Source organism: Bradyrhizobium sp. Mp19 (assembly GCF_029952935.1).
GTDB lineage: Bacteria > Pseudomonadota > Alphaproteobacteria > Rhizobiales > Xanthobacteraceae > Bradyrhizobium > Bradyrhizobium elkanii.
In genome coordinates, this window is record NZ_JASAUT010000024.1 from 109,627 (window position 1) to 129,676 (window position 20,050).

Sequence of the window (20,050 nt, forward strand, 5' to 3'; positions counted from 1 at the left end):
TTTGATATAGCTTCGCTGCATGAGCCCAACAGATTCCCTCGCCTCAGCTCCCCGCAATATCCGCCTGATCCTGGTCGGCCTCCTGCCGGTGCTGGCGCTTGTCGCGGCCTGCCTGTGGACGAGTCCGGCGGCCGCCGATTTCCGGCTCTGCAACAACACCTCGAGCCGCGTCGGCATCGCGCTCGGCTACAAGGACGCCGAGGGCTGGACCACCGAGGGCTGGTGGAACGTGTCGTCGCGCACCTGCGAGACCTTGCTGCGCGGCAACCTTGTGGCGCGCTACTACTACATCTACGCTCTCGACTATGATCGCGGCGGCGAATGGTCCGGCCAGGCCTTCATGTGCTCGCGCGACAAGGAATTCACCATCAAGGGCACCGAAAATTGCCTGGCGCGCGGGTTTGACCGCACCGGCTTCTTCGAGGTCGACACCGGCGAGCAGCGTGCATGGACCGTCCAGCTGACCGAAGCCAACGAACAACAGCCGCAGAAAGTACCGGGAATGCCGGGCGGCGTGGGTCCAGGAAGTCCCGGGGCGATGCCGGGCCTGCCCAACCCGCCGCCGGGCGCAGCGCCTCCGGGCGCGTCTGGTCTGCCGCCAGCCGCACCACCCGGAAACAAACAATGAGACGACTGCGTCGAATCAAGATCCTCGCAACACTCGGCCCGGCCTCCTCAGACAGCGCGATGATCCGCAAGCTGTTCGAGGCGGGCGCCGACGTCTTCCGCATCAACATGAGCCATACCCCGCATGACAAGATGCGGGAGCTGGTCAAGACCATCCGCAATGTCGAATCGAGCTACGGCCGGCCGATCGGCATCCTGGTCGACCTGCAAGGGCCGAAGCTGCGGCTCGGCTCGTTCGCGGAAGGCTCGACCCAGCTCAAGAACGGCCAGAGCTTCATTCTGGATTCCGACAAGACGCCGGGCGACAACAGCCGCGTCCAGCTTCCGCATCCGGAGATCCTCGCCGCGCTCCGCCCGGGCCATGCTCTGTTGCTCGACGACGGCAAGGTGCGGCTGATCGCCGAGGAAACCTCGCCCGAGCGCGCAGTCACGCGCGTCGTGATCGGCGGCAAGATGTCGGACCGCAAGGGCGTCAGCCTGCCCGATACCGATCTGCCGGTGTCGGCGATGACCGCAAAGGACCGCGCCGACCTGGAAGCCGCGCTGCCGGAGGGGATCGACTGGGTCGCGCTGTCCTTCGTGCAGCGTGCCGAGGACGTGATCGAGGCCAAGAAGATGATCCGCGGCCGCGCCGCCGTGATGGCCAAGATCGAGAAGCCGCAGGCGATCGACCGCCTTGCCGACATCATCGAAGCGTCGGACGCGCTGATGGTGGCGCGCGGCGATCTCGGCGTCGAACTGCCGCTGGAACGGGTGCCGAGCCTGCAGAAGCAGATGATCCGGATGGCGCGCCGCGCCGGCAGGCCGGTGGTGGTCGCAACCCAGATGCTGGAATCGATGATCCAGGCGCCGGTGCCGACGCGCGCCGAAGTCTCCGACGTCGCCACCGCCGTCTACGAAGGCGCCGACGCCATCATGCTGTCGGCGGAATCCGCCGCCGGCAAATTCCCGGTGGAGGCGGTCTCGACCATGAACCGCATCGGCGAGGAAGTGGAGCGCGACCCGACCTATCGCAACGTGATCAACGCGCAGCGCGTCGATCCCGAAGCGACGGTGGGTGACGCCATTGCCGACGCCGCGCGGCAGATCGCCGAGACGCTCGACCTGTCGGCGATCATTTGCTGGACGTCATCAGGCTCGACCGCGATCCGGGTGGCGCGCGAGCGGCCCAAGGTGCCGGTGGTCGCGATCACGCCGAACCTCGTCACCGGCCGCAAGCTGTCGGTGGTGTGGGGGGTGCATTGCGTGGTCGCCGAGGACGCGCACGATCTCGACGACATGGTCGACCGCGCCGGCTCGATTGCGTTCCGCGACGGCTTTGCCAAGGCCGGCCAGCGCGTCATCATCGTTGCCGGCGTGCCGCTGCGCGCGCCCGGCACCACCAACATGCTGCGTATCGCCTCGGTCGGTCCGAGGGGCGACGCGCAGCTCTAAGATTCCTGTTTTGACGCGTTTTCTTCACGCGAACCGGTGCCCGCTTCGCTCGAAAACGCGCTAACCCGCCGCGCGGCGATCAACCCTGCAACGACGCGTCGAGCGTGATCTTGGTGTTGAGCAGCTTCGACACCGGACACCCGGCCTTCGCCTTGCCGGCCAGTTCCTGGAACGTCGCGTTGTCGGCGCCCGGGATCTTCGCCGACAGCGTCAAATGCACCGCGGTGATGGCGAAGCCGTCGGCGACCTTCTCGAGGGTCACATCGGCCTTGGTCTCCATATGCTCCGCCGTGAGCTTGGCTTCGCCGAGGATCAGCGACAGCGCCATCGTGAAGCAGGCGGCATGCGCCGCGCCGATCAGCTCCTCCGGGTTCGAACCCGGCTTGCCCTCGAAGCGGCTGGCGAAGCCGTAGGGGTAATCCGAGAGCGCGCCGCTCTTGGTCGAGATCGCGCCCTTGCCGTCCTTGATGCCGCCCTGCCATTTGGCCGAGCCATGGGTCGTCGTCATGCGTTGCTCCGTGAGGTTGGTTGAACCCAGCCCGCAAAACTACAACGCCATTGCGACAGAAGTGTTCTTCGCGCGCCCTGGCCTCACCCTGGCCTCACCCTGGCCTCAGGCGCCGACCAGCGCCTTCGCCGGGGTCGTCGCCTGCACCACGAGGCCGCGCGCGCGTGCGTCCATCACGCCGACCGCGCGCAGCGCAAGCAGCGTCACGGTCTGCACCGCGTCACGCAGCTTGATCGGATCGTCGAGATTGGCCGGCGCCAGCGGGCCGACCAGCGCCTCGTGCAGCGCGCCGAGCAAGGCGGTGGCGGCCAGCGCCGTGTCCTGTGCCGGCAGGTGGCCGGCGCGCACCGCGGCATCGATGCGCATGGCAAGCTCGCCGGAAATATCGCGGCGGCTGGCGAGGCGCGAGGCGGTGACGTCGACGTCGACCGGCTCGGCCAAAATGCCCCAGGCAAGCTTGCGTTGCGAGAGCACGTGGACGGCGATCGTCGTCACCGCAGCGGCGAGCGCCGATGACGGCCCTGGCGCGGCATCGGCGGCGCGCCGGATCGCGGTGAGCTCGTCGCGCGAGACTTCCGTGATCAGTTCCGAGATCAGCTCGGCCTTCGACGGGAAATAGCGGTAGACCGTTCCGGCCGCGACATTGGCCCGCACCGCGACGGGTGCGATCTGGACCGCCGCCATGCCGCCCGCCGCCGCCGCGTCCCGCGCAGCCGACAGGATGGCGCTGCGCCGCGCGGCCAGCCGTTTCACGACCTGATGAGTTCGCCGGTAAACCATGGCGTTCCGTCCCCCCGCCGTGCGCCCCGGCCGGCGCCCACCGGCAGAACACACGAGTCTTCAACGTTTTGAACGATTGATCCCGCAATCGTCTGAAGAAGTGAACAACTATTCAGACTGAATGACAAGCTGGAATTGCAAGGATTTTTTGCAACCTCTGGTACCACCTCTGATTGAACCGGCGGCGCTCCGGCGCCTCCCGAACCGGATCAGGGCCACGATGGTAAATCGCCGGCTAAGGCGATCGCTCGAAATCGAGACATCCGATCTTGCGCATGCGCGCGATATCGCTGCGGCATTTACCCGAATTTATCGGAAGCCGTGGTCGAGTGCGCGCTGGCGTCACGCGTGGCGTTGGCTCTGGATGCCCCCGGCCGAAACAAGCAAGAAAGCGCATGTCACTCTCCATCACCAGCAGCGTGAGCAGCCGTAGCGCGGCGCGAGGACTGGTGCCGCTGTGCGCCGCCGTGGGCGCCTATCTGTTTTATCTCTCGGCCGGCGAAATCCTGCTGCGCGATTCCGACACGATGTGGCAGATCAGGGTCGGACAGTGGATTCTCGAACACGGCGCGATGCCGACATCGGACGTGTTCTCGTTCACCCGTTTCGGCGAGCCCTGGATCTCGAGCTCGTGGCTGTCGCAGGTGGTGTACGCGCTCGTCTACGGCGGCGATTGGGCCGGACCGGTGATCCTGTCGTCGATGGCGATCGGCGCGACGGTCGCGATCTTCCTGCATCTGTTGAGCCCGTATTTCGATCCGGCGCGCGCGCTCCTGATCGCGGCGCTGGCGCTGCTGTTGTCGACGATCCACTTTCTGGCGCGGCCGCATGTGCTGGCGCTGCCGGTGCTGCTGGCGTTCATCGGCGGCCTGCTCGTGGCCGCGGATCGCCGCACCTCACCGTCGTGGTGGCTGCTGCCGCTGATGACGCTGTGGGCCAATCTGCATGGCGGCTTCGTTCTCGGCCTGGCGCTGATCGGACCGATCGGACTGGAGGCGGTGTGGAACGCGGAGCCCGGCCGCCGCCGTCAGCTTGTCGTGCGATGGGGCCTGTTCGGGCTCGCCGCGCTGGCCGCGAGTTGCCTGACGCCCTATGGCTGGAATAGCCTGCTCGGCGCGACCAAGATCCTCAGCCTCGGCAAATTGCTGACGCTGATCGGGGAATGGAAGCCGGCGGATTTCAGCAAGCCCAGCTTCTTCGAAGCCACGCTGCTCGGTCTGATCGGCCTGATCTGCTATCGCAGGCTGACGCTGTCGGTGCCGCGGATCCTGCTGCTGCTCGGGCTGATCTGGATGGCGCTGAGCCATGTCCGCAACATCGAGGTGTTCGCGTTCATCGCTCCGCTGGTGCTCGCCAAGCCGATCGCCGAGCAATGGGGAACGACAGGCGCCACCGCCGCCCGCTTCGGAGAAACGCGCTCATTCCCGCTCGTCACGATCCTGGCTGTGATCGCGATGGTGATCGGCGCGTGGGTGACGACGGCGATGTTCGTCGCGCAGCATCAGTTCAAGTTCCTGCCGATGTTCTCGCCCGTTGCCGCGGTCGATGTGCTGCAGCAGCACAAGGCGCAGCGCGTGTTCAGCACCGCGCCGTTCGGCGGCTACATGGTGAGCCGAGACATGAAAGTGTTCATAGACGGCCGCGCCGAGCTCTATGGCGAGCAATTCGTGCTCGACTATTACGATGCGCTCGATGCCCGCGACGTCGGCCAGCTGCTGGGCCTGCTCGACAAGTACCGGATCGATGCCACGCTGCTGAGCTCGGACTCGTCGGCCGGCAACGCACTGGATCATCTGAAGGGCTGGAAGCGGCTGTACAAGGACGACATCGCCGTGATCCATGTGCGCTCGGACGAGACCAAGGCCGGCGCGGCGGCGGCGGCCGAGGAGGCGAAGTAGCGTACGCTATTGCTTCCTCAAGCGTCGCGCGCTGCTTGTCCCGTCATCCTGAGGTGCGAGCCTTGCGGCGCAATTGCGCCGCTGGGCGAGCCTCGAAGGATGCACGGCCGCATTGTGGCCGATTCATCCTTCGAGACGCCGCTTCGCGGCTCCTCAGGATGACGGGCTTAGAATGGCGATAATCAATTCCCTGTCTGGAGCTCGCCGAAGCGATCCCAGGTCTTGCCGTTGAAACGCATCAGCTGCATCTGATCGACCGGCACGTGATCGGCCGGTGAGGTGTTGACCTTGATGCCCGGCAGCAGCATCGGCAATTCCAGGCCCTTGATCGCGAATGCCTGACGCAGGATGTTTTCGGTCGAGAGATCGTCGCCGCAGGCATTCAGCACCGCCTCCAGCGCCATCGCGCTGTTGTAGGCGTTGACGTAGTTGGTGTCGTGCTGGTCGCCTTCCGGCACGTATCTGGTCATGAACTCGCGCCAGCCCTTCATGCCGGGATCGTCCTTCCAGGCCGGATCGTCCGGGTCCTTCACATAGGCCGTGGAGATGATGCCGGTGCCGGCCTCGACGCCGGCAGGCTGCATCACGGTCGAGATCCACACCGCGGTGTTGGACAGGAAGGTCATCGGCCGCCAGCCGATCTCAAAGGCCTTGCGGATCGACTGCGCCGCGAATTTCGGCGTCGCCGCGATCACGAAGACGTCGGCATTGGTGGCCTTCAGCTTGACGATCTGGGAGTCGATCGTCGGATCCGTGATCTCATAGGTCGCAACGGTGACGACGGTATCATACTTCTCGCCGAGCACGTCCTTGAGGCCGGCGAGATAGTCGCGGCCGTAATCGTCGTTCTGCGAGATGACGGCGAACGTTGCATTCGGATTCTTCGCCAGCGCGTAGCGCGCATACAGCCGTGCCTCGTAGCGGAACGGCGCCTGCACGCCCATCGTCGCCTGCGGGAATTGCGCGATGTCGCCGAATTTCGAGGCGCCGGAGGCCAGAAACAGCTGCGGGATGTTCTTGCCCTGCAGGTACTTTGCGATCGCGGTGTTGTGCGCGGTGCCGATCGAGGAGAAGATCAGCGCGACCTCGTCGCTCTCGACGAGCCGGCGCGTCTGCTCCACCGTCTTCGGCGGTGCGTAGGAATCGTCCAGCGAGATGAAGTTGATCTTGCGGCCATTGATGCCGCCGCGCTCGTTCAGCATCCTGAAATAGCCGGCTTCGCCCTTGCCGAGTGCGCCGAACGCCGACACCGGCCCGCTATAGGGCATGGTCTGGCCGATCCTGATTTCGGTTGATGTGACGCCGCGCATCTCGGCGGCGATGGAAGACGTGGGCAGCAGCAGGAACGAAATGGCGCCAAGCGCGCCGAATGCCTTGCGCATCGGCCTCCCCTCCCCTTTTTCTTGCCGCGCCCTCAGACAACGCGGCCGTGCCGTTTGACGGCTTGGCGCGAGGATGCCACGGCGCCGCAGCGGGGGCCAAGGATATTCGAAAGGCGCGATCTCAGCGCTTGCCGCGGTCCCTGACCGGGATCACGAATTTCAGTCCCGACCAGACATCATCGACCGCACAGACCTTGACGTCGACCAGGCCGCTCGCGAGCCCGGTTTCGCGGACCTGTCTCTCCGTAAGGTCGGTCACGACGCCCGAACTCTTCTTCGGCCACGACACCCAGATCATGCCGTCGGGCGCGATCGCCTGACGGTAACGCCGCAGCTTGGCCGCAAGCCCTTGGCCCTTGGCGGCGAACAGGTGCACGGCATCGAGCGGTGCGCGTGCGGTCTTCGCCACTAGCACATCGGAGGGCAGTTCGCCGACAACGTCGCCGTAGGGAACGGACAGCCCGTCGACAAAAATACAAAAGCCCGGCTTGAGGCCGAGCTTTTGCACAACTGGTTTGCCGGACGTGCCGGCCATGGCGGGCGAGGCTTACGCCTGCGGCTGCGGCTCCATGCCGGTGTCCGGATCGGGACGCGGGCGCGGCTTGCCGGCCGGCGGCACGGCGGATGCGCGCGGCGTCGACGGCTCCAGCACCGACTCGCGATTGGGCTTCTTGCCCTTCAACAGGTCGATGATCTCGTCGCCGGTCAGCGTCTCGAACTCAAGCAGGCCCTTGGCGAGCGCCTCGAGGTCCTCGCGCTTCTCGGTGAGGATCTTGGTCGCCTCGTTGTAGCCTTCCTCGACCAGACGCCTGATCTCGGAGTCGATCTTCTGCACGGTCGCCTCGGACGCGTTCTGCGTGCGCGAGACCGACATGCCGAGGAACACCTCGTCCTGGTTCTCGCCATAGGAGACGGTGCCGAGCTCTTCCGAGAGGCCCCAGCGCGTCACCATCATGCGGGCAAGGCGGGTGGCCTGCTCGATGTCGGAGGCCGCGCCCGAGGTCACCTTCTCGCGGCCGAAGATCAGCTCTTCGGCGACGCGGCCACCCATCATGATGGCAAGGCGCGAGGTCATCTGCTCGAGCGACATCGAGAGCTTGTCGCGCTCGGGCAGCTGCATCACCATGCCCAGCGCACGGCCGCGCGGAATGATGGTCGCCTTGTGGATCGGATCGGTCGCGACGACGTTGAGGCCGACGATGGCATGGCCGCCCTCGTGATAGGCCGTCAGCAACTTCTCTTCCTCGGTCATCACGAGCGACTTGCGCTCGGCGCCCATCATCACCTTGTCCTTGGCCTCTTCGAACTCGGCCTGCGTCACCATCCGCTTGTTGCGGCGGGCGGCGGTCAGCGCAGCCTCGTTGACGAGGTTCATCAGGTCGGCGCCCGAGAAGCCCGGGGTGCCGCGCGCGATGGTCTTGAGGTTGATATCCGGCGCCAGCGGCACCTTGCGGACGTGAACCTTGAGGATCTGCTCGCGGCCGACGACGTCCGGGTTCGGCACCACGACCTGGCGGTCGAAGCGGCCGGGACGCAGCAGCGCGGGATCGAGCACGTCGGGACGGTTGGTCGCCGCGATCAGGATCACGCCCTCATTGGCCTCGAAGCCATCCATCTCGACCAGCAACTGGTTCAGCGTCTGCTCGCGCTCGTCATTGCCGCCGCCGAGGCCGGCGCCACGATGACGGCCGACCGCGTCGATTTCGTCGATGAAGATGATGCAGGGCGCATTCTTCTTGGCCTGCTCGAACATGTCGCGGACGCGGCTCGCGCCGACGCCGACGAACATCTCGACGAAGTCAGAACCGGAGATGGTGAAGAACGGCACGTTGGCTTCGCCCGCGACCGCGCGCGCGATCAGCGTCTTGCCGGTGCCGGGAGGGCCGACCAGCAGCACGCCGCGCGGAATCCGTCCGCCGAGCCGCTGGAATTTGCCGGGGTCGCGGAGGAATTCGACGATCTCCTGCAGATCCTGCTTGGCCTCGTCGACACCCGCGACGTCCTCGAAGGTGACGCGGCCGTGCGCCTCGGTCAGCATCTTGGCGCGCGACTTGCCAAAGCCCATCGCCTTGCCGGCGCCGCCTTGCATCTGCCGCGACAGGAAGATCCACACGCCGATCAGCGCGATGAACGGCAACCAGGAGACGAGCAGCGAAACGAACCACGGCACGTTGTCGCCGGGCGCCTTCGCGGTGATCTGCACCTTGGCGTCGTAGAGACGCTTCACCAGCGACGGATCGCTCGGCGCGTAGGTCTGGAAGCTCGTGCCGTTGTTGAACGTGCCGTGAATCTCAGGCCCCTGGATCACGACGTCACGGACATGGCCCTGATCGACTTCAGTGAGAAGCTGCGAGAACGAGATGTCCGAGGACGACGAACGCTGGCCAGGATTCTGGAAAAGCGTGAACAACGCCAGCAACAGCAGGACAATGATGACCCAGAGGGCGAAATTCCGCAGATTGGCGTTCATGGTCTTCCTTCGTGGTCGCGCGGATCGCGGCCTCTCTCTAATCCTTGGGCAGGCTCTGTGGGAATCCCCAGGGAATCCATCCCGTCGATGCCTTACAATCTAGGTGCCGCTGGGGTCGATGCCAAGGGAACCACGCACGACTATTTACCGCATCCTAGCGCGATTCCCGGTCAAAAAATGGCGTTGAATCCGGTGTTTTTCCGGGGTGGTTAAGCCTCCTTGCCGGATTATGACAGCGATTGAAACAATCGAACCCGGCTCAGCGGGAGCGCGCCCGGCGGGGTGGCGCCGGCCCGATCCTGATACGGCCGGCGGCGACGCTGATGACCGCTCCGGCAAGGGTCTGTTTCAGCTTGGATTCGCGTTGTCCCAAAGGCCCATCCAAGGCCTCGTCCATCGCGGCGAGCAGGGTTTCGACCTTGCCGAGCTCGGCCGGCCCCTCATGTCCGACGCGGTCGATGGCGCGCTTGAGCAGACGGACGCGGATTTCCTCGGGCATCACCGCGAACAGCGCAGCGTCGAAGCCGGTACGAGGATTATCCTCGCTTTTCAACGCAAGATAGTGCTCGGCGCCGTCGACCAGCAGTTCCAGGGCGGCGTTGGCGCGCGCGATCCTTGCGGCAAGCCGCGCCAGGTTCCGCGCATCGCCACCCTCCTCCGCGAGCATCGGCATCAGCGCGCGCAACCGTGGACGCGTGTAGGATCGATCGCGGTTGGTCGGATCGTCGGCAAAGCCGATGCGCGCCTTCTTCAGCGTCGCGATCAGCTGCGCCTTGGAGATGTCGAGCAACGGCCGTGTCAGCAAGATGCCGTCGCGCTCAGTCTCGCGCGCCATTGCCGAGAGGCCCGCAACGCCGCTGCCGCGCAGCATCCGCATCAACAGCGTCTCGGCCTGATCGTCACGGGTGTGCGCGGTCAAGATATGCGTGGCGCCATGCTTGCGTGCGGCCTGCGCGAGCAGGCGATAGCGGGCCGCGCGCGCGGCCGCCGGCACGCCGGTTCCAGGCTTTGGTCCGGTCCAGCGCAACGTGTGATGCGGCAGGTCAAGACTTCGCGCCAGCCGCTTGACGTCGCGCGCCTCGCGAGCCGCTTCAGGACGCAGGCCGTGATCGACGGTGATCGCCACCAGCCGCGGTCCTTGCGCGAGCGCACGGCGCCAGCGTGCGGCCAGCCACATCAGCGCGACTGAATCGGGACCGCCGGACACCGCGAGCAGGATCGCCGGCGCACCCGCGAGGCCCGCGAACAGGCGCTTGGCGTCCCTTGCCGGGATAGCGGATTGATCGTCGGGCATCGCAAAACCAGCTGCTGGCGGAGAGGCCGGAAGCGGCCTTCCCGCATCTGGTTTAGCACTTCACGCGCTTCTGCTCGCGGTCAACCGCAGCCTTCACCCCGCCGGACGCACGCGGGTACTTCCGCGAGATCTCGCCGAACGCGGCGCAGGCGGCTTCCTTTTCCTTCAGCGCCGCCAGCGACTGGCCGAGCCGCAGCAGCGCGTCGGGCGCCTTCGCGGATTTGTCGAACTTGGTGGTCACGCCGAGGAAGGTCTCCGCAGCGTCGCGATATTGCTGGCGCTGGAAATAGCTTTCGCCGAGCCAGTATTGCGAGTCCGCCACCAGGGGATCGCTCGGATATTTCACCGCAAAGTTCTTCATCGTCTCTTCGGCGAGCGCATAGTCCTTGCGCTGCATGTAGCCGATGCCGAGGTCGAACTCGTCCTTCGGCGTGGCCGACGGGGGCAATGTGGTCAGGGCCGCGCTCGCGCCGGGGGCACGCTGCGGGCTTGTGTTGCCGAGATCGAGCGGCTCGCCCGCCCCGCGGCCGCCGGGAGCACCGACCGCCGCATTGCTCTGCACCGGCATCTGGCCGCCGCCACCGAGCACGCGCGGGGCGCCAGGGGCGTTCGGGTTCTGGCTCGGATCGAACGCATCGCCGCGACCGCGGCGGCCGGAAGCCGGCGCGGGCTCCTGCACGACCGGCGCGGGCGCCGCGATCTGTTGCTGCTGGTCATAGCCGCCCTGCGGCTGCCTGCCATATCCTTGCTGCGGCTGGCCGTAGCCTTGCTGGGGCTGGGCGTAGCCCGGCTGCGCTTGCGGGTAGGCCTGCGGTTGCTGCGCCGGCGGCACCGCCGCGACGCCGGGCTGCGCCGCTGGGGCCTGTCCACCAGGGCCTGGCGGCTGGCCGCCGAGCTGGCGCAAGCGTTCCTCGAGCTGACGGTTGCGGTATTGCAGCTCCTCGTTCTGGCCGGTCAGCTGCCGCAGCTGGTTTTCGAGCCGCTCGATCCGCATTTCGGCATCGGAATCGTCGGATTGGGCAAACACTGGCGCGGAAACGGCGAACAGCGCCGCGATCGCCGCGGCGGAAGAAAGAAAATGAATCCTGGATGACATTTTGCCCTGACGACGAGATCGACGTGAAAAGCGAGCGACATTGAAAGACGGAGTACGCCGGAATTGTGACTGGCACTTCAAATCCGGGTCAGCGTCGCGGGATACCGGTTTAGTACGGACGCTGGAACAAGCAAGCGGCCAATTGCGCGCAGCTTCGTTCATCTTGATGACGTCAGGCCGGGCTTTCACGTGGCCAAAACAAAACCGGCGCCCGAAGGCGCCGGCTTGAAAGCAGTTATCTCGGATCGCGTCAGGAGCTGGCGTTCAGCACAGTGACGGCGCGACGATTCTGCGACCAGCAGGAGATGTCGTTACAGACCGCGACCGGACGCTCCTTGCCGTAGGAAATGGTGCGCATGCGGCTCGGATCGATGCCGCGCGAGGCGAGATAGGCGCGGACCGACTGGGCACGGCGGGCACCGAGCGCGATGTTGTATTCGCGGGTGCCGCGCTCGTCGGCATGACCTTCGATGGTGAAGGAGTAACGGTTATAGGTCTGCAGCCACTGCGCCTGCTTGTCGAGGGTCGCCGTCGCCTGCGGGCTCAGATCGGTCTGATCGCTCTCAAAGAACACGCGGTCGCCGACATTGACCACGAAATCCTGCTGGCTGCCCGGGGTCGCGGCGCCCCCAATTGCGCCATTGGCGTCCAACGGGTTCTTGTTGGCGCAGGCACCCATCGACAGCGCCACCGCCAGAACCGCAACCAGCTTCATACCCTGGAGATAATTCATTCCCGGAGCCTCCACGCTCGCGCTCTTCGTACTACCCAATCGGTCTACAGGGCGATGGTTAAGCGAACGTTCCGTCAACCTTGACGAGACCTTGCTGGACCCCATCAAATGCCAGGCAATGGCGAAAAGCGCCCCCGATGGTTAATGGGTGGCAAATGTGGCGCGATGGTGAAGGGAAGGCAAGGTTCGCGGGAACCGGCCGCTTTTGCAGGACAATTTGGCCTGCGCGCAACAGTCGATCGACACTGAATCGATGAGAATGCCGCTTCCCTCAAGGATTCGGCACAATCGACGCGCGCTCGAACGGCTGCACGACGCCGTCGGGCTGCAACTGGCCTTCACGGTCGAACAGCATTCGCCGCTCGAAGGCGCTCGAGCGCAGGAACGGATAGCGGGCCAGCACGCGTTCCCGCACCGTCGGCAGATGCGACGCCATCAAGCCGACCGGCTTCACCAGACCGGGATAGAGCCGCGGCTCCGACCAGGTCTCGTGCAGGAACACGCGCCGGTAGAACGCCATGTGCTCGGGCCGAACCGGTGCAAGGCCGTAATCGGCATTGAAATGCACGCCCGCGGTCGAGCCGAGGCGCACCGTGACATAGGGCAGTTCCGGATTGTTCCGGGCCTTTTCGGAATCCGCGACGAAGCGCGTCGAGTCGATGAAGATCAGACCCTGATCAAGCTTCGGCAACAGCACGTCGCCGAACACCTCGAGCGTCGGCGAGGTACGCCATTCCGGCGTCACCACGGTGATGCGGATCGAGCTGCAGAGTTCGCCTTGCAGATAGACACCGAACACCCAGGCATTCGGCGCATCATCGAACCGGTCGACGACCCGCTCGTCCGCTGAGGGCCGGATCGCGCCTTCGCGCAGATAGGCGCGATAGCGAAGCCGGTAAATCTCGTCTTTCTGTTCCGGGGTCTGAGCGAGGCGGTAATCGACTTGATCCAGAGGGTCCGCAAGCCTTCCTGTCGCGGGCTTGATGGCTTCGGCCGCGGACCTCATTTGGTACTCCCTGAACAACTCAACAACTTCAACGCGCGAGCCAAAAGATTAACAGCTTCTTAATTTCCGTCAAAGCAATCGAGGCAATACGGTTAACCTCTGGCCGCAAGGGCACACTACGAATGGTGCAGCCGAAGGCTCTCACAACTATCGATTGAGGTATCGCGCCGGGTTCAGGCGATCGAGCGCGAGGGAACCACGTGCAGTTGCTCGTCGGTCCGCCGGCCGTGCGAGGCATTGAGCAGCTGGCGGATGCGGACCGAGGGAACCGGCCGGCTGAACAGGTATCCCTGTGCTTCGGTCACCGCGCCATCGGCGCTGATCAGTTCGAGCTGCTCATTGGTCTCGATGCCCTCGACCACGACCGACATGCCGAGATCCGCCGACAGCCGCGCCACCCCGCGCAGCAAGGTCAGCGGACGGTCGCTGTCGATGCCCTCGAGGAAGGAGCGGTCGATCTTGACCTTCTGCAGCGGGAAATTGTGCAGGTAGCTGAGCGACGAGTAGCCGGTGCCGAAATCGTCCAGCGAGATCCGCACGCCGAGCGAGCGCAGCTGGGACAGCACGTCGTGGGTCAGTTCGGTGTTGTGCAGCAGCGAGGATTCGGTGATTTCGATCTCGAGACGGTGCGCCGGCAGGCCGGAGACCTCGAGCGCATAGCGTACCTCGCTCAAGACGTCGCGCTGGTGGAACTGCTGCGGCGAGAAGTTGACTGCGACGCTGACCGCCTCGGGCCACTTCATGCATTCCATGCAAGCCTTGCGCAGGATCCAGCGGCCGAGATCGACGATCAGGCCCATGTCCTCGGCGACCGGAATGATGTCGACCGGAGAGACCGTGCCGCGCGCCGGATGGTTCCAGCGCAGCAGAGCCTCGCAGGTGCTCACCTTGCCGGACTTCAGGTTGATCAGCGGCTGGTAGAACAGCTCGAATTCCTCGTTGGCGAGCGCCTTGCGCAGGTCGAGCTCGAGGATGCGGCGGGCCTCGACGGTTTGCGCCATCTCGTCGCGGAAGAAGCAGAAGGTGCCGCGGCCGTCGGCCTTGGCGCGGTAGAGCGCCATGTCGGCGTTCTTCAGCAACGTGTCGGCGCCGACGCCGGGCGCGGTCATCGCGATGCCGACGCTGGCTCCGATCTCGACCAGGTGGTTGTCGATCTTGTAGCGCTCGCTGAGGCGGTCGACGATGCGCCGCGCCAGCGCCGCGGCGTCCTCGTGCGAGTGGATGTTCTGCTGGAACACGACGAACTCGTCGCCGCCGAACCGCGCCACGAAATCTTCCGGCCGCAGCATCTCGCGCAGCCGCTCGGCGACCGCGCAGAGCAGCTGGTCGCCGCAGGGATGACCGAGCGTATCGTTGACCTGCTTGAACTGGTCGAGGTCGACGAACAGCAATGCGGAGCGATGATCGCCGTGCTGCATGGCGAGCAGCCGGCCGATTTCGTCGCGGAAATTGACGCGGTTGGGCAGCGCGGTCAGCTCGTCGTAGCGCGCGAGATGGCTGATCCGGGCCTCGGCGTCCTTGCGCTCGGTGATGTCCTCGACCAGCACCACCGTGCCGCCGCCGGCCATCGGCTGGAAGGTCCAGTCGAGCGAGCGGTTCTTGGTGGGATCGGGATCGCTGGTGACGATATCGCCGCGCTGCGAGCTCTCGATCTCGTAGAGAATCTGCTGCGCGGCCGCGGCGGAGATCGAGCCGGACAGGACGCAGGCGTTGCAGATGTCGGTGGCGCTGGCGCCGCGCTGCACGAAATCGTCCGACAGCTGCGTCATCTCGATGAAGCGGTGGTTCATCACCGCAACGCGGCCGTCGGCGCTGAACATGCACAGGCCGTGCGGCATGTTGTTCAGCGCGGTATCGAACTGGCCCGCCAGCGCGGCCTCGCGCTCCTTGGCGATCCAGGCGTTGACGTAAATGCGCTGCAGGCTGGAGGTCAGGTGCCGGATGGCGCTGAAGAACACCAGGCTGAGCAGCGCAAGGGCGATGTGATAGGGGCCGCCGACATACATCAGCGCCAGGATCAAGGGACCGATCGACATCAACAGATGCAGGTGGAAGATCTGCGGCCGGCCGAAGGTCCGCCCTACCCCCGCCGAGGTGTAGGCAACCACCGTGGTCACGCACAGCATGTGCGCGGCGGCATCATTGGTCGTGAGCAGCACGGTGACGCCCCAGATGCCGAGCGAAATGCCGTAGGCGATGGTGCCGATCCGGTAGCGCTTCTCCCAGGTCACGGACTCTTCGACGGTGAGCCGGGAATTGCGCTGCTGGTAGCGGTACATCTGCAGCGCGCGCGCCAGCCCCACCACGATGAACAGCGGCACGCACAGCCAGCACAGGAGATTGCTCGTGACAGCCGCAATCACGGCGCCCGCAATGGCGGGGCCGAAGGCGCCGAAGATCATGGGCGCGGGGTTCATGAACAGGGAATCGACCAGCGCCGCCGAAATCGTCGGCGACATCGACCGGTCCGGTTCACCCGTCTGACTTGCAAACTGCATTGTGAGAGCGCGCGTCCTTTTCAGCTCGCACTCTTACTGATCGCAGGTGAAGTCTTTCTGAGCGAACATCGTTAGCAAGTCCTTGCCGCGCCAAGGCGACGGCCGGAATTCACCATGAAATTCAGTGCGCTAGGCGAGAAGCCGCGACTGCCGCCGGGGTTCCCGGAGCAGGTCTGCGCCCAGCTCACGACAACAGCGGCGACCAGGCGGGATCGGAGGCAAAGCCCGGGGTCGGCACCCGCAGCTCGTTGCGCCCGGAGACGTCGATGGTGAACAGCGACGGGCCGCTGTTGCCGCCGGGATCACGGAAGAACATCACGACGCGCCCGTTCGGGGCAAAGGTCGGGCCTTCGTTATGGAAGCCCGAGGTCAGGATGCGCTCGCCCGAGCCGTCGGGTTTCATGATGCCGATCGCAAACTGCCCGCCGCCCTGCTTGGTGAAGGCGATGTAGTCGCCGCGCGGCGACCACACCGGCGTCGAATAGGTGCCGTCGCCGAACGAGATGCGCTGTGCGCCCCCGCCGGTTGCCGGCATCACATAGATTTGCGGCTTGCCGCCGCGATCGGATTCGAAGCAGAGCCGCGTGCCGTCGGGCGCATAGGATGGCGAGGTGTCGATCGCCGGCGTGTCGGTCAGCCGCGTCATCGACTTCGAGCGCAGATCCATCACGAACAGGTTGGAGTTGCCGCCCTGCTGCAGGCTCATGATGACGCGCTGGCCGTCGGGCGAGAAGCGAGGCGAGAACGACATACCGGGGAAGTTGCCGACGATCTCGCGCTGGCCGGTCTCGATGTTGAGCAGATAGACGCGCGGGTCGCCCTGCCCGAATTCCATGTAGGTGATTTCCTGGGTCGACGGCGAGAAGCGCGGCGTCAGCACGAGATCCGAGCCGCGGGTCAGGTAGCGCACATTGGCGCCGTCCTGGTCCATCAGCGCGAGCCGCTTGACGCGGCGATCCGCCGAGCCGCTCTCGTCGACGAACACGACGCGGGTATCGAAATAGCCCTTCTCGCCGGTCAGCCGCTCGTAGATCTGGTCGGAGATGATGTGGGCGATGCGCCGCCAGTATTCAGCCGACGTGTCGTACTGCTGGCCGGCGAGCTGCTGGCCGGTGTTGACGTCCCAGAGCCGGAACTCCGCCTTGACGCGCCCGTTGCCCTGGCGCGTCATGCGGCCGGTGACCAACGCCTGCGCGTTGATGCTCTTCCAGTTGTTGAAGTTCGGCGCCGCGTCGATGTTGATCTGCTTCTCGAGATAGGCCGCCTGATCGATCGGCGCAAACAGGCCGCTGCGCTTCAGATTGTTGGTGATCACCTGCGTCACGCCGACGCCGACCTCGGTGTCCCCAGGCGTGCCGGCGGCAAAGTTCGGGATCGCGATCGGCAGCGGCGCGAAGTCGCCTTCCGGAATGACGACGCGCTTCTGTGCAAAGGCGCTGCGGCTTCCGGCCAGCACGCCAAGGGCAGCCATTCCGGAGATCATCTGTCGGCGGTCGAGGCGAAACGTCATTGCACGCAAATCATTCTGGTCGGTCATTGTCCGTAGACTTTGTTTGCTATTGGCCAAGCGACGCCGTCGCCCTCAGGTCTTTCGCTCTGTGAACACCGGCGCAAAATACTTCCATTCGTCGAAGAAGGCCGCCGGCAGATTGTACGGCTGGCATTCGATGATCGCCCGCAGCGCGCTCTCCTGATAGACGCGCAGATAGGGCGTCGCCGGCGTCCCTTCCGGCACCGGCATGCCCTCGAGCGAGCCGTCACGCTTCAGCTTGATCGAGAACACCGCCTCTGTCTGCTGCGCCTCGATGCCGCCATAGGGCTTCTTCCAGCAGCGCTCGACCTGCTGCTTGAACATCGCGCCCCAGGTCGCGGAGTTGTCGGCGGCCTTGCCCTTTGCCGTGCCGAGCGCGGCGTTGGCGTTCAGCGTGTCGCCGGTCGCCGATGCGCGCGTCGGGTCACGCTTGTCGAGCAGCGCCGCGATCTTGCTCTGGTCGAACACGCGATCCTTCGGCTTCTGCTCCGGCGGCGGCTTCGCGGCCTGCTGCACCGGCTTCGGCGGCGGCTTCTTCTCTTCCTTCTTGATCGCTTCGGCGATCGGGTCGGGCTTCACCGGATCGGGCTTCTTTTCGACCGGCTTCGGCTCTTCCTTCGGCTTGTTCTCGACCTTCTTCGGCGGATCCGGCTTCTTGTCTTCCGGCTTCTCCACCTTCGGCGTCGGCGCTGGCGCCGTATCGGTCACGACCGGCGGCTTCTTGTCGTCGATCTTGCCGACGGCATCATCCATTGGCTTGGCCTCGGCGACCTTCTCGACCAGCGGCTTGGGATTTTCCTTCTTGCCGTCCTTCTGGCCGGCCATGACGTGCGAGAGCTGGTCCGACGAGATCACGTCGACGGCGACCGATTCCTCTTCCGGCATTACATACGCCTTGGTCGAGAACGAAATCAGGCCCCACCCGATCACGAGGACGTGCAGGACAATCGATGCCGCCAGAGTCTTGTCGACCTTGACCTTCAAATCAGGCTTCCCCGTGCCTTGCCGTACATTGGCACTATCCACCTTCCGGGATGATGACGATATTCGCCTTGAATCCTGCGGCCCGGACCTCCCCGAGCAGTTTCATCATATCCGTGTAACAGACGTCCTTGTCGCCGCGCAGATAGACCACCTTTTCGGCATCCGACCGGGCGTCCCCGATCGCCTTGATCTTGGCCGGAAAATCGGCGGCCGTGACCGGCGCGTCGCCCAGATAGAGCTCGACATTCGAGTTGCAGCCGCCGCCGGTGCGCTTGACCGACAATGTCAGCGGCGGCTGGTTCGACGAGATCGACTTGCCGCCGCTCGCCACCGGCAGGTCGATGTCGATGTTCGACGTCATCAGCGGCGCCGCCACCATGAAGATGATCAGCAGCACCAGCATCACGTCGACCATCGGCGTGACGTTGATCTCGGCCATCACAGGCTTGCGCCCGCGGCGGCGTCTGCCACCGCCGCCGGACCCTGCCATGCTCATCGCCATGATTGTGCGCTCGCAACAGTGTCCATCATCTAACTCAACCCCGCTCGTCGATCTGACGGGACAGGATGGCGGAGAACTCGTCGGCGAAGCCCTCCAGGCGCGCGGCCTGCCGGTTCACCTCCGAAGTGAACTTATTGTAGAAAATAGTCGCCGGAATTGCGGCAATCAGGCCGATTGCGGTGGCAAACAGCGCTTCCGCGATACCGGGCGCCACCACCGCCAAGGAGGTGTTTTTGGAGGCCGCGATCGACTGGAAGCTCGACATGATGCCCCAGACGGTGCCGAACAGGCCGACAAAGGGGCCGGCCGAGCCCACGGTGGCGAGCACCAGCAGCCGGCGTTCCAGCCGCTCCACCTCCCGGGCGATCGAGACGTTCATGACCTTCTCGATCCGCGCCTGCAGACCGGCAAAGGACCGCGACTGGCTCTCGAAGGAGCGCTTCCACTCCCGCATCGCCGCGACGAAACAGGCCGCCATCGACTGGGTCGGCTTGGCCGACAGCGCCCGGTAGAGTTCCTCGATCGACTGGCCGGACCAGAAGGCCTGCTCGAACTTGTCCATGGCCCGCTTGGTGCGGGCGTAGAGCAGGATCTTGTCGATTGCGATCGCCCAGACCCACACCGAGCAGGACAGAAGTCCCAACATCACGCATTTGACGACCCAATGGGCCTGCCAGAACAGCGCGATCAGCGACACGTCGCTCGATGCCAGTGGCAGAGTTGACTGAGCCACATCGGCGGGATTCATCGGCAATATCCTCTCAACGCAAGTGTCCCAATTCGGCGGGCCGCCAATCGGCATCCCTTCCACGGCCGCGCGCCCGGCGCGGCAAAACTGCGCGAGAGCCTCTTACATCTGTCGCATGGGGGGCCCGTCCAAAGCCGGGCCCTGCTTCCCCTGCCAACATGTCAAAACGAGGGCTTTTCACGCGTCATTCCGACCCTAACCAAACGCTAATCATGGTTAAGGCGAGGTTACCAAAGGGAAATTTGGAGGCGGGAAATGCCGCCGGCCGGGGAGGTTGGCGGGTTCCACAGATGAACAGTTTCCGCGGGATGGAAGGTGACGAGCCCCCTCCCCACGTCGTCCCGGCGAAGGCCGGCAACTGTTATGTTGGTTTGGTCTGCAGGTACGGCTTTCGGTCTCGCATCATGGCATTGAGGACGGTGAGCAGCTTCCTGGCGACGGCGATGAGGGCGAGCTTGGCTGGTTTTCCGGCCTGTCGCAGCCGTGCATAGAAGGCCTTGAACGGATCAGCTCTGCGAACTGCGTTGAGGGCCGCCATATAAAGGGCGTCACGAACGCG

The 20,050-nt window shown here is 65.1% G+C and carries 17 protein-coding genes and 1 pseudogene; 3 read left to right on the plus strand and 15 right to left on the minus strand.

Annotated features, from left to right (window positions below; translation table 11 throughout):
- Positions 1 to 19 precede the first annotated feature (19 nt).
- Together QJT82_RS24930 and pyk are read left to right on the plus strand one after the other, a co-directional pair.
- Complete coding sequence (locus QJT82_RS24930) at positions 20 to 628, plus strand: DUF1036 domain-containing protein (RefSeq protein ID WP_035631531.1); 609 nt, start codon at positions 20 to 22, stop codon at positions 626 to 628.
- Positions 625 to 2,061, plus strand: coding sequence for a pyruvate kinase (gene pyk / locus QJT82_RS24935; protein WP_028340635.1), 1,437 nt, complete (start codon positions 625 to 627; stop codon positions 2,059 to 2,061). Before QJT82_RS24930 ends, pyk begins: the two co-directional genes overlap by 4 nt.
- A gap of 79 nt (positions 2,062 to 2,140) precedes the next feature.
- On the opposite strand, the gene QJT82_RS24940 is transcribed toward pyk, so the two are convergent.
- Both QJT82_RS24940 and QJT82_RS24945 read right to left on the minus strand, forming a co-directional pair.
- Positions 2,141 to 2,569 (minus strand): OsmC family protein, encoded by a 429-nt coding sequence (locus tag QJT82_RS24940; protein WP_016841620.1) that lies wholly within the window; start codon positions 2,567 to 2,569, stop codon positions 2,141 to 2,143.
- A 105-nt stretch (positions 2,570 to 2,674) separates the two neighbouring features.
- Positions 2,675 to 3,349: a TetR/AcrR family transcriptional regulator gene (locus tag QJT82_RS24945; RefSeq protein ID WP_026191806.1), complete on the minus strand. Its 675-nt coding sequence runs from the start codon at positions 3,347 to 3,349 to the stop codon at positions 2,675 to 2,677.
- A 395-nt stretch (positions 3,350 to 3,744) separates the two neighbouring features.
- Here QJT82_RS24945 and QJT82_RS24950 point away from each other — a divergent pair, with 395 nt between their 5' ends.
- The gene (locus QJT82_RS24950) at positions 3,745 to 5,247 is read left to right on the plus strand and encodes a hypothetical protein (RefSeq protein WP_028340636.1); all 1,503 of its coding nucleotides are present in this window, start codon (positions 3,745 to 3,747) and stop codon (positions 5,245 to 5,247) included.
- 182 nt (positions 5,248 to 5,429) lie between these two features.
- Here the strand turns inward: QJT82_RS24950 and QJT82_RS24955 are convergent, their stop codons facing one another.
- From QJT82_RS24955 to QJT82_RS25015, 13 genes and pseudogenes are all read right to left on the minus strand, one after another.
- Entirely contained in the window at positions 5,430 to 6,629 is a 1,200-nt protein-coding gene (locus QJT82_RS24955) for an ABC transporter substrate-binding protein (protein WP_028340637.1), read from the minus strand.
- Positions 6,630 to 6,750: 121 nt separating this feature from the next.
- On the minus strand, positions 6,751 to 7,164 hold the full coding sequence (locus QJT82_RS24960; RefSeq protein ID WP_028340638.1) for a DUF3052 family protein: 414 nt from the start codon (positions 7,162 to 7,164) through the stop codon (positions 6,751 to 6,753).
- A gap of 12 nt (positions 7,165 to 7,176) precedes the next feature.
- Positions 7,177 to 9,099 carry an ATP-dependent zinc metalloprotease FtsH gene (ftsH, locus tag QJT82_RS24965; protein WP_018268750.1) on the minus strand — a complete coding sequence of 641 codons (1,923 nt, stop codon included), beginning with the start codon at positions 9,097 to 9,099 and terminating at the stop codon, positions 7,177 to 7,179.
- A gap of 259 nt (positions 9,100 to 9,358) precedes the next feature.
- Positions 9,359 to 10,393, minus strand: coding sequence for a tRNA lysidine(34) synthetase TilS (tilS, locus tag QJT82_RS24970; protein WP_028340639.1), 1,035 nt, complete (start codon positions 10,391 to 10,393; stop codon positions 9,359 to 9,361).
- 52 nt (positions 10,394 to 10,445) lie between these two features.
- Positions 10,446 to 11,489 (minus strand): tol-pal system protein YbgF, encoded by a 1,044-nt coding sequence (gene ybgF, locus QJT82_RS24975; protein WP_028340640.1) that lies wholly within the window; start codon positions 11,487 to 11,489, stop codon positions 10,446 to 10,448.
- A gap of 250 nt (positions 11,490 to 11,739) precedes the next feature.
- A complete protein-coding gene (gene pal / locus QJT82_RS24980; protein ID WP_016846948.1) occupies positions 11,740 to 12,222 on the minus strand; it encodes a peptidoglycan-associated lipoprotein Pal in 483 nt (160 codons plus the stop codon).
- A gap of 271 nt (positions 12,223 to 12,493) precedes the next feature.
- Entirely contained in the window at positions 12,494 to 13,228 is a 735-nt protein-coding gene (locus QJT82_RS24985; protein ID WP_035631536.1) for a hypothetical protein, read from the minus strand.
- Positions 13,229 to 13,401: 173 nt separating this feature from the next.
- The gene (locus QJT82_RS24990) at positions 13,402 to 15,726 is read right to left on the minus strand and encodes an EAL domain-containing protein (protein ID WP_028340642.1); all 2,325 of its coding nucleotides are present in this window, start codon (positions 15,724 to 15,726) and stop codon (positions 13,402 to 13,404) included.
- 184 nt (positions 15,727 to 15,910) lie between these two features.
- Positions 15,911 to 17,236 (minus strand): Tol-Pal system beta propeller repeat protein TolB, encoded by a 1,326-nt coding sequence (gene tolB, locus QJT82_RS24995; RefSeq protein WP_028340643.1) that lies wholly within the window; start codon positions 17,234 to 17,236, stop codon positions 15,911 to 15,913.
- 72 nt (positions 17,237 to 17,308) lie between these two features.
- Complete coding sequence (locus QJT82_RS25000; RefSeq protein ID WP_028340644.1) at positions 17,309 to 18,241, minus strand: cell envelope integrity protein TolA; 933 nt, start codon at positions 18,239 to 18,241, stop codon at positions 17,309 to 17,311.
- 34 nt (positions 18,242 to 18,275) lie between these two features.
- Entirely contained in the window at positions 18,276 to 18,743 is a 468-nt protein-coding gene (locus QJT82_RS25005; protein WP_028340645.1) for a biopolymer transporter ExbD, read from the minus strand.
- Positions 18,744 to 18,777: 34 nt separating this feature from the next.
- On the minus strand, positions 18,778 to 19,491 hold the full coding sequence (gene tolQ, locus QJT82_RS25010) for a protein TolQ (RefSeq protein ID WP_016846954.1): 714 nt from the start codon (positions 19,489 to 19,491) through the stop codon (positions 18,778 to 18,780).
- Between the two features lie 361 nt (positions 19,492 to 19,852).
- Positions 19,853 to 20,050, minus strand: a pseudogene (locus QJT82_RS25015) (IS110 family transposase); the annotation flags it as partial.

Coding starts and splice junctions, on each gene's coding strand:
- pal (WP_016846948.1), bottom strand. CDS start 12,222: ATGAATTATCTCCAGGGTATGAAGCTGGTTGCGGTTCTGGCGGTGGCG.
- tilS (WP_028340639.1), bottom strand. CDS start 10,393: ATGCCCGACGATCAATCCGCTATCCCGGCAAGGGACGCCAAGCGCCTG.
- ybgF (WP_028340640.1), bottom strand. CDS start 11,489: ATGTCATCCAGGATTCATTTTCTTTCTTCCGCCGCGGCGATCGCGGCG.
- QJT82_RS24955 (WP_028340637.1), bottom strand. CDS start 6,629: ATGCGCAAGGCATTCGGCGCGCTTGGCGCCATTTCGTTCCTGCTGCTG.
- QJT82_RS24960 (WP_028340638.1), bottom strand. CDS start 7,164: ATGGCCGGCACGTCCGGCAAACCAGTTGTGCAAAAGCTCGGCCTCAAG.
- QJT82_RS24940 (WP_016841620.1), bottom strand. CDS start 2,569: ATGACGACGACCCATGGCTCGGCCAAATGGCAGGGCGGCATCAAGGAC.
- QJT82_RS24985 (WP_035631536.1), bottom strand. CDS start 13,228: ATGAGGTCCGCGGCCGAAGCCATCAAGCCCGCGACAGGAAGGCTTGCG.
- tolQ (WP_016846954.1), bottom strand. CDS start 19,491: ATGAATCCCGCCGATGTGGCTCAGTCAACTCTGCCACTGGCATCGAGC.
- QJT82_RS25005 (WP_028340645.1), bottom strand. CDS start 18,743: ATGGCGATGAGCATGGCAGGGTCCGGCGGCGGTGGCAGACGCCGCCGC.
- QJT82_RS24930 (WP_035631531.1), top strand. CDS start 20: ATGAGCCCAACAGATTCCCTCGCCTCAGCTCCCCGCAATATCCGCCTG.
- tolB (WP_028340643.1), bottom strand. CDS start 17,236: ATGACGTTTCGCCTCGACCGCCGACAGATGATCTCCGGAATGGCTGCC.
- QJT82_RS24950 (WP_028340636.1), top strand. CDS start 3,745: ATGTCACTCTCCATCACCAGCAGCGTGAGCAGCCGTAGCGCGGCGCGA.
- QJT82_RS24945 (WP_026191806.1), bottom strand. CDS start 3,349: ATGGTTTACCGGCGAACTCATCAGGTCGTGAAACGGCTGGCCGCGCGG.
- pyk (WP_028340635.1), top strand. CDS start 625: ATGAGACGACTGCGTCGAATCAAGATCCTCGCAACACTCGGCCCGGCC.
- ftsH (WP_018268750.1), bottom strand. CDS start 9,099: ATGAACGCCAATCTGCGGAATTTCGCCCTCTGGGTCATCATTGTCCTG.
- QJT82_RS24990 (WP_028340642.1), bottom strand. CDS start 15,726: ATGCAGTTTGCAAGTCAGACGGGTGAACCGGACCGGTCGATGTCGCCG.